This window comes from Streptococcus dentasini, from assembly GCF_053206945.1.
This window is the reverse complement of record NZ_JBRUHS010000002.1, coordinates 39,218-51,991: the sequence shown is the minus strand read 5'-3', so window position 1 is coordinate 51,991 and position 12,774 is coordinate 39,218. Positions and strand designations below refer to the sequence as shown.

The window sequence follows — 12,774 nt, the reverse complement described above, 5'->3', positions numbered from 1 at the left end:
ACAAATCTGTCATTATAGTCGCTGGCAGGCCACTTGTGCTGGGCTTGGGGCTGCTTTGGCCGATTTGATTTCTGATTGAGAGGAGAATGATGTTGATTGTATTAGCAGGCACCATTGGTGCTGGGAAGAGCTCGCTGGCCGCTGCCTTGGGAGAGCATCTGGGAACTGAGGTGTTTTATGAAGCCGTTGATAATAATCCTGTTTTGGATCTCTATTATCAAGATCCTAAGAAGTATGCTTTTTTACTGCAGATTTTCTTTTTAAATAAACGCTTCCAGTCCATCAAGGAAGCCTACAAGGCGGATAACAATATTTTAGACCGGTCTATTTTTGAGGACGAACTGTTTTTAACCTTAAATTATAAAAACGGCAATGTTACCAAGACAGAGCTGGATATTTATAAGGAGCTTCTGGCTAATATGCTGGAAGAGTTGGACGGCATGCCCAAGAAGCGACCTGACCTTTTAGTGTATATTGATGTTTCATTTGATAAGATGCTGGAGCGGATCAGCCAGCGCGGCCGCAGTTATGAACAGATCGCTGATAACCCCGATCTCTACGAATATTATCAGCAGGTGCACGGTGAGTATCCGGATTGGTATGAAAATTATGATATCTCCCCTAAAATTCGTATCGACGGCAACAAGCTGGACTTTGTTAAAAACGAAGATGATCTCCAAACGGTCTTTGGTATGGTAGAACAAGCGCTCAAAGAGCTGGATTTACTGTGACAGTCCTAATAGTTAACACCTCACTTTAAGAGATTGAGGTGTTTTTTACTAGTATTATTGCGGTGCTCTTATCTGGATTTTTATAGCCAAAAACGATATAATAAAGTTACCGTTAGTAAAGCGGTTGCAAAGATATATATCGGCTGATGACAGCCGTAAGGCAGGGCTGCGAAGCCGTAGAAAAGAGATTATTATGGCAGAAGCAATAGATTACCGGCAAGTGACCGGCATGATTCATTCCACGGAAAGTTTTGGGACTGTTGATGGTCCCGGTGTGCGTTTTGTTGTTTTTATGCAGGGCTGCAAGATGCGCTGCCAATATTGCCATAACCCCGATACGTGGGAGATGGAGACCAACCAATCAACAGTGCGAACAGTTGATGATGTTCTTAATGAAGCCCTGCGTTACAAGGGCTACTGGGGCAGTCAGGGAGGAATCACCGTTTCTGGCGGTGAGGCCATGCTGCAGATTGACTTTATCACAGCTCTTTTTATCGAGGCAAAGAAACTAGGTATTCACTGTACCTTGGATACCTGTGGCTTCGCCTATCGGCCTACGCCTGAGTACCACGCTATTGTGGATAAGCTCTTAGCTGTGACTGACTTGGTTCTGCTGGATATCAAGGAGATCAATCCTCAGCAGCATATTGTCGTGACGCGCCAGCCTAATAAAAATATTTTGCTCTTTGCTAAGTACCTATCGGATAAAAAGATACCCGTCTGGATCCGTCATGTCTTGGTACCGGGACTGACAGACTTTGATGAGGACTTGATTGAACTGGGAAAATTCGTAGAAACGTTGAATAACGTCGATAAGTTTGAAATTCTCCCTTACCATACCTTAGGAGAGTTCAAATGGCGAGAATTGGGGATTCCTTACACCTTGGAAGGTGTCAAACCGCCGACCAAAGAGCGGGTACAAAATGCTAAAACGCTCATGCATACAGAAAGTTACCAAGACTATCTCAAGCGCGTTAAGCAGGCAGCTGTTGAGTAAGAAAATTAAAGTAGAAAGCTGGGACAAAAGTTCCAGCTTTTTGATATAATAAAAAGGTCCGCTTTTAAAAGGGGCTGGCCCTTTTATACTTGAAGCAAATAAGCTTAAACGAATTAAGCTTGGAGCTGATTGCCCAGCTTCTCAATGCTGTCTAATGGATGACCAGTTCGGCAATGCCGATTAAACACTTTAGCAGGTCCTTGACTTTTCTGATGAGTTACCTAGCTGTGAGAAAAAAGCAAGCCAAGACCTTTACAGGAGGCTGAGAGTAGGACAAAAATCAATAAATCTAGAACAGTGCAATGAGTCTGGACTTTTGTCCTAGACTCAATAGACTTAAGCAGTCAGTATCGATCCAAGATATACAGCATTTATGCTAGAAAGTGCCAGTTTGATTTTTAAAGCGTATGACTTAGAAAGGAATAGTAGTAATGCAAGCCTTAGAAGAAAAATTACAAGCAGATTTTGGGATTATTTTTAAGGACAAAACACTTTTAGAAACAGCCTTTACCCACACTTCTTATGCCAACGAGCACCGCCTCCTAAACATTTCACATAACGAACGTCTGGAGTTTTTAGGAGACGCCGTTCTGCAATTATTGATTTCGCGCTATTTATTTGAAAAATACCCCAAGAAACCCGAAGGAGACTTATCAAAAATGCGCTCCATGATTGTACGGGAGGAGAGTTTAGCAGGATTTTCCCGTGACTGTGGTTTTGAGGCCTTTGTCAAACTAGGAAAAGGTGAGGAAAAATCAGGCGGTAGAGATCGCGAGACGATCCTAGGAGATTTATTCGAAGCGTTTTTGGGAGCCCTGCTCCTAGATGCAGGAGTGGAAGCAGTAGAAAGTTTTCTCAATCAGGTCATGATTCCCAAGGTTGAAGTGGGTGATTTTGAGCGAGTTAAGGACTATAAGACAGCCCTGCAGGAAGCCTTGCAGGTCAAGGGCAGTGTGACCATTAGCTACCGTGTTATTAGTGAAACGGGTCCTGCTCATGATAAACTATTTAAAGTGAGTCTGTCGGTTGATGGACAGGATCTTAGCCAAGGGCAAGGCAAGTCCAAAAAATTGGCAGAGCAGGATGCTGCCAAGACAGCCCTGCTCCAACTGGGACGAGGTTAGTATGTTTCTAAAAGAGATTGAAATGCAGGGGTTCAAGTCTTTTGCGGACAAGACCCGTATTGAATTTGACCGCGGTGTGACAGCCGTGGTTGGCCCTAATGGTTCTGGTAAGTCAAATATTACGGAAAGTCTGCGCTGGGCCTTGGGGGAGTCCTCTGCTAAAAGTCTGCGCGGCGGTAAGATGCCAGACGTTATTTTTGCAGGAACTCAAGATCGCAGTCCCCTTAATTTCGCTCAGGTAACAGTCGTACTGGATAATAGCGATGGTTTCATTGCTGACAGCAGCGATGAGATTCGGGTGGAGCGTCATATCTACCGCAATGGTGACAGTGACTATCTGATTGATGGTAAAAAAGTGCGTTTGCGCGATATTCATGATTTATTCATGGATACCGGCCTTGGACGCGATTCGTTTTCGATCATCTCTCAGGGGCGCGTTGAGGCTATTTTCAACAGTCGGCCTGAAGAGCGCCGAGCTATCTTTGAAGAGGCAGCAGGCGTTCTCAAATATAAAACCCGTAAAAAAGAAACCCAAAGCAAACTGGATAAAACACAGGATAATCTGGATCGGCTGGAAGACATCATCTATGAGCTGGAAGGCCAGATTAAGCCCTTGGAAAAACAAGCACAGACAGCCAAGCAGTTTTTGGACTTAGATGACAAGCGCAAAAAACTCCAGTTAGATATCTTGATTGAAGATATTAAGGTCAATCGTGCTGAACTTGATAAGAGCAATCACCAGCTGGCTTCTGTTAAGACTGATTTAACAGCCTACTATGAGCAGCGTAATCGTTTAGAGTCTGAAAATCAAAACCTCAAAGAACACCGGCAGAGCCTATCGCAGAGTATGGATCAGGAACAGGCCGAGCTTTTGGAAGTTACTCGCCTTATTGCCGATTATCAGCGTCGGATTGAGGTCCTTTCTTTGGAATCCAGTCAAAAAGCTGAAAAGCAGGCGGATGCTGAAAATCGTTTGGCAGACCTGGAACAAGATAAAGAGGAGCTGCTGCAAACCCTGTCTGATAAGCAGCAGGAGCAAGAGCAGCTGGCTGAAAAATTAGCGGCTCTCAAAAATCGTATCAGTCAATTGGAAGTTGATCTCTCTCGTTTTTCAACTGATCCCGATCAGATTATTGAAAATTTGCGGGAAAAGTTTGTGGCTCTGCTGCAAAAAGAGGCAGATCTTTCCAATCGTTTAACTGCCCTGCAGGCGGATATTGAACAAGAGGAACAAGCCCAAGCTGAACAATCAGCCGAGCGGCAGCAGCTGACTGCAGACCTGACTCAGGCGAAAGAGCAAGCTCAAATGGCTCTGGCTGCTTTTGAAGCAGCTAAGGGCAATGTTAAGGAGCTGCTGGATAGCTATCAAGCCCAAGTCCAGCAAGCAAGAGCGATCAGTGCTAACTACCAAGATGAGCAAGAAAAGATGTTTGCCATCATGGACAAGATAAAGGAAAAGGAAGCACGCAAGCGCAGTCTGGAAGCTATTCAGAAGAATCATAGCAATTTTTATGCCGGTGTCAAAGCTGTCCTCCAGCAAGCTGATAAACTAGGCGGAATTATCGGAGCTGTTTCTGAGCATCTTTCCTTTAATCCTGACTATCAGACGGCTCTGGAAATAGCTCTGGGCGGCAGCAGTCAAAATATCATTGTAGAGGATGAAGCCGCAGCTAAGAGGGGGATTGATTTTCTCAGACGCAATCGCCAAGGGCGGGCGACCTTTTTGCCCTTGACTACGATCAAACCCCGCCACATGGCTGAACGCAATTTGGAAAACATCACCCAAGCTCAGGGCTTCCTTGGTCTTGCCAGCGACTTGGTGACCTTTGATGATAAGCTGTCCAACATCTTTCAGAATCTTCTGGGGGTGACTGCTATTTTTGATACTGTTGATCATGCCAATCAGGCAGCGCGCTCTGTCGGCTATCAGGTGCGAATGGTGACCTTGGATGGGACAGAGCTGCGCCCAGGTGGCTCCTTTTCAGGCGGTGCCAGCCGCAATAATAATACGACCTTTATCAAGCCGGAATTAGATAGCTTGACAGAAGAATTGACGGTACTCAAAAATCAGCTGGCTCAGCAGGAGACAGCTCTTGCTCAGCTTAAGACTGCCGTCAAACAAAAAGAAGAAGAACTAGCTAGTCTCAAGGAAGCCGGTGAGCAGGCACGCTTGGATGAGCAGAAAGCTGAGCTGGCCTATCAAAATCAAGCTGATCGTTTGTCCGACCTCAACCAAGTCTTTAGTGCCCTGTCTGCTAATCAAGAAGGAGAGGCTGCGGTTAATCTGACAGATGAAAAAGACAAGCTGGAAGCAGACTTAGCTGGAGTTGAAGAGCAAAAGGTACATGTTCAAGAGCAGCTGGATAAAATTAAGAATGATAAGGATACGATTACAGCCCAAGTCAATCAATTAAATGAGGAGCTGGCGCAAGCAAGACTGTCTGAGCGTGAATTAACAGGAGAAGAGCGTTTTGCTAGAAATGAGCTGAATCGCCTTAAATTGAATCTGGATGATGTCGAGAAAAATATTGACACCCTCACCCAGCAGCTAAGCACTCAAGCGAGCGACCTATCGCCAGATGAACTGCCTAAGCTAGCCAAGCAGCTGGATCAGGCCCAAGAACGCAAGACTGAGTTGGAAACCGGCCTTATTCGATTACGGTTTGAAGTGGAAGACTGTGATGGACAGCTCGATGATATTGAGGAGCAAGTTCAAGCCGCCAGCAAGCGCAATGAAGATTTGATTAGGCGTCAGGCCCACCTTGAAGCTGAAATTGATAGCCTCTCGGATAAACTGCGCCAGTTTGCCCGCCAGCTGTCTGAGGATTATCAGATGAGTTTTGAGCAGGCCAGTCAGACAGCTAGTCCTTTGGAAGATGTGCCGGCAGCCAGGCAGCAGTTGACATCGCTTAATCGTCAAATTAAGGCGCTAGGTCCTATTAATTTGGATGCGATTGAACAGTACGATGAAGTCAGCACCCGTCTATCCTTCCTCAATGAGCAAAAATCAGATTTAATAGATGCGAAAAACCTTTTGCTCAGTACTATCCACGATATGGATGATGAAGTTAAATCTCGTTTCAAGACGACCTTTGAAGCTATTCGTGAGAGCTTCAAGGAAACCTTTGTGCAGATGTTTGGCGGCGGTTCGGCTGACCTTGTCTTGACAGAAGGAGACTTGCTGACAGCTGGCGTAGAGATTTCTGTGCAGCCGCCGGGCAAAAAAATTCAGTCCCTCAACCTGATGTCTGGTGGAGAGAAGGCCCTATCTGCTTTAGCCCTCCTCTTTTCTATCATTCGTGTTAAGACCATTCCGTTTGTGATCCTAGACGAGGTAGAGGCAGCATTGGATGAAGCGAATGTTAAGCGTTTTGGAGATTATCTTAACCGCTTTGATAAGGCTAGCCAGTTTATCGTGGTCACCCACCGTAAGGGGACAATGGCCGCAGCTGACAGCATCTACGGCGTCACCATGCAGGAATCTGGAGTCTCTAAAATCGTCTCCGTCAAGCTAAAGGATGCTGAAAATATGGTGGAATAGACCATTAAAAAAGCCGATTCATCGGCTTTTTTACTATAACAAACTCTCAATTTCTGAGATTAGCTCAGCTGGTTCTGATTTGGAAGCGAAGCGCCTGACAACTCTGCCTTGGCGATCAACTAAAAATTTAGCAAAATTCCACTCAATAGGCTTACCTAAAGGGCCAGTTTGCTGAGATTTAAGCCATTTATAGAGCGGATCAGCCTGGCTGCCGTTGACCTTTATCTTGGCAAAGCGCGGAAAGGTTGTCTGGTAATTCAGCGTACAGAAATTGTTGATTTCCTCAGCTGTTCCTGGTGCCTGTCCAGCGAATTGGTTACAAGGAAAATCAAGAATTTCAAAGTCCTGATCTTTATAGCTGTCGTAGAGAGCTTGCAACCCTTCGTATTGGGGAGTCAGCCCGCAGCCCGTAGCCGTATTGACGATCAGCAAGACTTTACCGCGATAATCACTGAGGGCAGTCAGTTCTCCGTCTTGCCTAGCAACTGTAAAATCATAGATAGTCATAAGCCACCTCCTGTATTCTTTTCCTTAGTCTATCAAAAAAGCGCGGTCCTTACCAGTTTAAAAGTAAAGAAAAAGCCGAACATAAGGTAGGTAATTCGCAAAAAATCTTTAGTTTTAGCCTTGAAAGTGATATGATAGGAAAGTACTACGCAAAGTTAAAGGAGAGGTGGTTATGGCCATAAAAAAACTCGAAGCGAGCAGCGATCAGAACATTATCAGCGAAGAAGTTCAAATTTTACAGGAACTTCTGGAAGACACCACACGTCAGATGGTCGGTAATAAGGTTTTTTCTCGCATTGAAGAGATGATTGACCTATCGACAAGGGGAGAATATGGGGATTTAGAAAAGGTTATTCAGACTGTTTCCAATGATGACATGGTAGTCATTGCCCGCTATTTCTCCATTCTGCCGCTTTTGATTAATATCTCAGAAGATGTGGATCTAGCTTATGAAGTTAACCACCAAAATAACACCGATAGAGATTATCTGGGAAAAATCTCGACAACCATTGATTTAGTAGCCCAAAAGGATAATGCACAAGAAATCCTGCAGCAGGTCAATGTTGTGCCAGTCTTGACTGCCCACCCCACCCAAGTGCAGCGCAAGACCATGCTGGAGTTGAATCAAAAGATTCATGAGCTTCTGCGCAAGCACCGCGATGTCAAGTTAGGCCTGATCAATAAGGATAAGTGGTATGCGGATCTCCGTCGTTATATCGAGATCATGATGCAAACGGACATTATCCGCGAGCAAAAGCTCAAGGTAACCAATGAAATCACCAATGTCATGGAGTACTACAATAGCTCCCTGATTAAGGCCATCACTAATCTGTCATCCGAATACCAGCATTTAGCTGCCCAGCGCGGCTTAAAGTTGGAAAATCCTAAACCCATCACTATGGGGATGTGGATCGGTGGCGACCGCGACGGCAATCCCTACGTAACAGCAGAGACTTTGCGAATTTCAGCAACCGTTCAAAGTGAGGTCATTTTAAATTACTATATTGAAAAGCTTAATACGCTTTACCGCGGCTTTTCTCTTTCGACCCATCTGACGCAGACATCAGAGGCTGTTCAGCGCCTAGCCTCCCTGTCAGATGATACCTCCATCTATCGGGAGCATGAGCCCTATCGTAAGGCCTTTAGTTATATTCAATCTAAGGTTATTCAGACTCTACTGAATTTACATGCACAAGAAGCTGGTGTCCAGCTGCCTCTTGGTCAGGTCAAATCTACTAGTTTGAGCAGCAGCATTATTGCCAATTATATTCAAAATCAGGTTGGCAGTCGAGCCTCTGAACTGGCAGCCAACCAGCCTGCAGCCTATCAAAGTGCCCGAGAATTAAAAGATGATTTGTTAGCTATCCGTGATTCATTAGTAGCTAATGGCGGAGAAGCGCTTTTAACTGGAGATTTTGAGGAACTCTTGCAGGCCGTTGAGGTCTTTGGCTTTTACTTGGCTAGTATTGACATGCGACAAGACTCCAGTGTTCAGGAAGCCTGTGTGGCTGAATTGCTCAAGTCAGCCAATATTGTAGAAGATTACAGCAGCCTGTCTGAGGAGGAAAAGTGCCAAGTTCTTCTCAAAGAACTCCTAGAGGATCCGCGGCCGCACTCTTCAACGCATGCTGAGAAATCAGACCTGCTCCAAAAGGAGTTGGCCATCTATCAAACAGCACGTGATATGAAAGATCTACTTGGGGAAGATGTCATTAAGCAGCATATTATTTCCCACACTGAAAGTGTATCTGACATGTTTGAGCTAGCTATTATGCTCAAAGAAGTCGGATTGATCGATAAAGAATCTGCCCGTGTGCAGATTGTACCGCTCTTTGAAACCATTGAGGACTTGGATAATGCCACGGCTATTATGGAAGACTATCTCTCATATGACCTTGTTAAACAATGGATTGCATCGAACGGCAACTACCAAGAAATCATGCTGGGGTATTCAGACAGTAATAAAGACGGCGGCTACCTAGCTTCCGGCTGGACCCTCTATAAGGCGCAGAATGCCTTGACTAAAATTGGTGAGGACCACGGAATTAAGATTACCTTCTTCCATGGCCGCGGTGGAACTGTAGGCCGCGGTGGCGGTCCTTCTTACGAAGCTATCACCTCCCAGCCATTTGGTTCTATCAAGGATCGCATCCGCTTAACAGAGCAGGGAGAAGTAATTGGATTTAAATATGGCAATAAGGATGCTGCCTACTATAACTTAGAAATGTTGGTATCAGCAGCTATCAACCGTATGGTTACCCGTATGATTGCTGACCCTAATGAGATTGACGGCTTCCGTGCTGACATGGATAAAATCGTAGCAGATTCCAATAAGATCTACCGTGATCTTGTTTTTGGCAATCCACATTTCTATGATTATTTCTTTGAAGCCAGCCCTATTAAAGAAGTGTCCAGTCTCAATCTCGGTTCTCGTCCAGCGGCTCGCAAAACAATTACAGAAATTTCAGGTTTGCGGGCGATTCCATGGGTTTTCTCTTGGTCTCAAAATCGTATAATGTTTCCGGGATGGTACGGTGTTGGCTCGGCTTTCAAACACTTTATTGATGCTAAAGATAGCAATTTGGAAAAACTGCGTCACATGTATAAAACTTGGCCTTTCTTTAATTCCTTGCTGTCTAATGTTGATATGGTTCTGTCGAAATCTAACATGAATATTGCCTTTCAGTATGCTCAGTTGGCTGAAAGACAGGAAGTGCGGGATGTTTTCAACATTATCTTGGACGAATGGCAGCTGACCAAAAATGTTATTCTGGCTATTGAGGGACAAGAAGAACTCCTTGCTGAGAATCCATCTCTAAAATCTAGTCTGGATGTCCGTCTACCCTACTTCAATGTCCTGAACTATATCCAAATTGAATTGATTAAACGTCTGCGTAATGAAGGACTTGATGAAGATACTGAAAAGCTAATCCATATCACGATCAATGGTATTGCTACCGGTCTGCGCAACTCAGGCTGATGCCCGCAATCAAAATCAACATGAGGGACTGAACAGGTTATTGTTCAATCCCTTTTATAATAGGCTTTTTAAAGGCTTCTTAGAGGCAAAAATGGGACGTTCCGCCTTTTATTTTGTAGCTAAACGTGATATAATTCTAAGAATATGACTGTTAAGTATTGGAGAAATCATGAAAATTGATAAAAAGCACTTGCTCAATTATTCCATACTAATTCCCTATCTTGTGCTATCTGTGATCGGTTTGATTGTTGTCTACTCGACAACCAGTGTAACCTTGATTAAGTTTGGACTCAATCCCTTTAGCTCTGTCTTAAACCAAGCGGCCTTCTGGCTGGTTAGTCTTTTGGGAATTACCTTTATTTATCGCCTGAAGTTAAATTTTCTAAAAAATAAGCGCGTGTTGACAGCAGCCCTCCTCGTTGAGGTCGTTTTACTGATTGTTGCCAAGTTTTTCTCAGAGGAAATCAACGGTGCTAACGGCTGGATTTCGCTGGGCCCGATTACCTTTCAGCCGGCAGAATATCTCAAGCTGATAATGGTCTGGCTGCTAGCCTTTACCTTTTCCAGACGTCAGGGTGATATTGAGACCTACGACTATCAGGCCTTGACTCGGAGGCGCTGGTACCCGCGTTCTTTAGATGATTTAAAAGACTGGCGGATCTACTCGATGATAATGGTCGGCTTAGTCGTCATCCAGCCTGACTTGGGAAATGCGACTATTATTGTCTTGTCTGGGCTGATTATGTTTGCAGTAAGCGGGATTGGCTACCGTTGGTATATCGCTTTGGTCGGTGTCATTGTTAGTGCTTCAACGATATTCTTAGGGATCATCAAGGTCGTCGGTGTAGAGACGATGTCCAATGTGCCAATTTTTGGCTACGTTGCTAAACGTTTCAGTGCCTACTTCAATCCTTTCAAGGACTTGGCAGATTCAGGATTGCAGTTAGCCCACTCCTATTATGCGATGAGCAATGGGGGCTGGCTAGGCCGTGGACTGGGAAATTCTATCGAAAAGAATGGTTACCTGCCTGAAGCAACGACCGATTTTGTCTTTTCAATTCTGATTGAGGAAATGGGCTTTATCGGCGCTGGTCTTATTTTAGCCCTTGTCTTCTTTTTAATCTTGCGCATTATGCTGGTAGGGATCAAGGCTAAGAACCCATTTAATTCCATGATGGCTCTGGGGATTGGCGGTATGATTTTGATGCAGGTTTTTGTCAATATCGGCGGAATTTCAGGCTTGATTCCATCGACTGGCGTTACCTTTCCCTTCCTCTCACAAGGAGGAAACAGTCTCCTGCTTTTATCAGTTGCCATCGGTATCGTGCTGAACATTGACGCTAACGAAAAACGTGAGGAAATTTATCAGGAAGCAACCGAAGAGATACAAAAGGCTCAAACCCAAGAATTCAAGGTTATTAGTTGAAAGAGGAAGTGAGACATACATATGATGGTATATCATATGTATGTCTCATCCTCTTTTTATTATGGCTTCAGAACAGTTTTTTAATAGAGAGAAACAGTCATAACCATCAGTTCAGTTGCAAATTAATAAGACTTTGGGCTTCTCTTGATTTCCTGATTTTAAGTGCAAGCTTCAAAAGAGTAGAGCGAGTAGAATTATAGACATAGCTATTTTTTTAGTTGCAACTGTAGATTAAAGATGATATACTGCCCGTGAAAACGTATTCATAAAAAATACTTAATTAAGCTAGGAGGCCATAGAGATGAAAATTACAGCCGCACTTGCTAAAGAACAAGGGCAAGATCTAAAAACAGAGGAGCTTGAACTTCGTGAACCTCAAGCTGATGAGGTATTGATCAAAATCGTTGCGACCGGTATCTGCCATACGGATGCTATTGGACGTGATTTCGGTGTCACCCCTTATCCAGTTTTACTGGGACATGAGGGAGCTGGAATCGTTGAGAAGGTTGGGGACTTTGTTACCAGTGTTGAGCCGGGAGACCATGTTGTGCTATCTTTTGCCTACTGCGGCCACTGTGTCAACTGTTTAAGTGGTCATCCAGCCAATTGTATTCACTGTGGACCAATAAATTTTGGGGGACGTTTTTTGGACGGTACAACCCCTTTGACTCAGGAGGGGCAGCAAGTCTCTAATTTCTTTGGGCAATCGTCATTTGGAAGCTATTCTATTGCCAAAGAGAATAATGTTGTTAAGGTAGATAAAGAGGTGGATATCGCTCTTTTGGGCCCGCTAGGCTGTGGCATTCAAACCGGAAGCGGTACTGTTTTGAACCGTTTAAGACCTGAATTTGGTTCTTCAATTGTGGTTTATGGAACTGGCGCGGTTGGCTTGAGTGCCATAATGGCTGCCAAACTCATTGGCTGCAAGAACATCATCGCTGTAGATATCCATGATAATCGCTTGGCGTTAGCCAAAGATCTAGGTGCAACTCACACTATTAACAGTAAAACAGAAGACATTGTTGAAAGTGTTAAAGCCATCACAGGAGATGGTGCAGAGTATGGTGTTGATACGACAGGAGTTCCTATTGTTGTCAGATCAGCCTTACGAGCCTTGATGCCTATGGGAAGTCTTGCGGTTGTTGGTTTTACGCCTGAAATGGAAATCGATATTCACAATGAAATTATGGCTGAAAGCAAGTCCTTGATTGGTGTTGTAGAAGGCGACGCTGTACCGCAAATTTTTATTCCTAGTTTAGTGGACTTCTACAAAGAAGGGCGCTTTCCATTTGATAAATTGGTTAAATTTTATGATTTTAATGAGATTAATCAAGCCTTTCTGGATTCTGCTGATGGTTCTGTCAACAAGCCTATTGTCAAAATGCCCTAGAGAGGTGTCGCTAACTTAAACACTAGAATATAGAGCTGAACTCTCAGGCAGTTCAGCTCTATAGTACTCCTTAAATGA

General features: G+C 44.3%; 8 protein-coding genes. 7 read left to right on the top strand and 1 reads right to left on the bottom strand.

The features are described from left to right. Positions 1 to 89 precede the first annotated feature (89 nt). The 4 genes from ACVR1G_RS01705 (at position 90) to smc (ending at position 6,393) form a co-directional block, all read left to right on the top strand. On the top strand, positions 90 to 731 hold the full coding sequence (locus ACVR1G_RS01705; protein WP_447451708.1) for a deoxynucleoside kinase: 642 nt from the start codon (positions 90 to 92) through the stop codon (positions 729 to 731). 190 nt (positions 732 to 921) lie between these two features. Then, on the top strand, positions 922 to 1,728 hold the full coding sequence (gene pflA / locus ACVR1G_RS01700; protein WP_447451707.1) for a pyruvate formate-lyase-activating protein: 807 nt from the start codon (positions 922 to 924) through the stop codon (positions 1,726 to 1,728). A 431-nt stretch (positions 1,729 to 2,159) separates the two neighbouring features. Then, entirely contained in the window at positions 2,160 to 2,852 is a 693-nt protein-coding gene (rnc, locus tag ACVR1G_RS01695; protein WP_447451498.1) for a ribonuclease III, read from the top strand. A gap of 1 nt (position 2,853) precedes the next feature. Continuing rightward, positions 2,854 to 6,393, top strand: coding sequence for a chromosome segregation protein SMC (gene smc / locus ACVR1G_RS01690; RefSeq protein WP_447451497.1), 3,540 nt, complete (start codon positions 2,854 to 2,856; stop codon positions 6,391 to 6,393). Positions 6,394 to 6,426: 33 nt separating this feature from the next. Here smc and ACVR1G_RS01685 read toward each other — a convergent pair whose 3' ends face one another. Beyond that, a complete protein-coding gene (locus tag ACVR1G_RS01685; RefSeq protein WP_447451496.1) occupies positions 6,427 to 6,900 on the bottom strand; it encodes a glutathione peroxidase in 474 nt (157 codons plus the stop codon). 172 nt (positions 6,901 to 7,072) lie between these two features. Between ACVR1G_RS01685 and ppc the strand changes: the two genes are divergently transcribed. From ppc to ACVR1G_RS01670, 3 genes are all read left to right on the top strand, one after another. Further along, the gene (ppc, locus tag ACVR1G_RS01680) at positions 7,073 to 9,880 is read left to right on the top strand and encodes a phosphoenolpyruvate carboxylase (RefSeq protein ID WP_447451495.1); all 2,808 of its coding nucleotides are present in this window, start codon (positions 7,073 to 7,075) and stop codon (positions 9,878 to 9,880) included. Between the two features lie 169 nt (positions 9,881 to 10,049). Beyond that, positions 10,050 to 11,306 carry a cell division peptidoglycan polymerase FtsW gene (ftsW, locus tag ACVR1G_RS01675; protein WP_447451494.1) on the top strand — a complete coding sequence of 419 codons (1,257 nt, stop codon included), beginning with the start codon at positions 10,050 to 10,052 and terminating at the stop codon, positions 11,304 to 11,306. A gap of 301 nt (positions 11,307 to 11,607) precedes the next feature. Then, complete coding sequence (locus ACVR1G_RS01670; RefSeq protein ID WP_447451493.1) at positions 11,608 to 12,696, top strand: NAD(P)-dependent alcohol dehydrogenase; 1,089 nt, start codon at positions 11,608 to 11,610, stop codon at positions 12,694 to 12,696. Positions 12,697 to 12,774: the final 78 nt, after the last annotated feature.

Excerpts from the sequence above, each read along its gene's own strand:
- ACVR1G_RS01705 (WP_447451708.1), top strand. The coding sequence starts at position 90 with ATGTTGATTGTATTAGCAGGCACCATTGGTGCTGGGAAGAGCTCGCTG.
- rnc (WP_447451498.1), top strand. The coding sequence starts at position 2,160 with ATGCAAGCCTTAGAAGAAAAATTACAAGCAGATTTTGGGATTATTTTT.
- smc (WP_447451497.1), top strand. The coding sequence starts at position 2,854 with ATGTTTCTAAAAGAGATTGAAATGCAGGGGTTCAAGTCTTTTGCGGAC.
- ACVR1G_RS01685 (WP_447451496.1), bottom strand. The coding sequence starts at position 6,900 with ATGACTATCTATGATTTTACAGTTGCTAGGCAAGACGGAGAACTGACT.
- ppc (WP_447451495.1), top strand. The coding sequence starts at position 7,073 with ATGGCCATAAAAAAACTCGAAGCGAGCAGCGATCAGAACATTATCAGC.
- ftsW (WP_447451494.1), top strand. The coding sequence starts at position 10,050 with ATGAAAATTGATAAAAAGCACTTGCTCAATTATTCCATACTAATTCCC.
- ACVR1G_RS01670 (WP_447451493.1), top strand. The coding sequence starts at position 11,608 with ATGAAAATTACAGCCGCACTTGCTAAAGAACAAGGGCAAGATCTAAAA.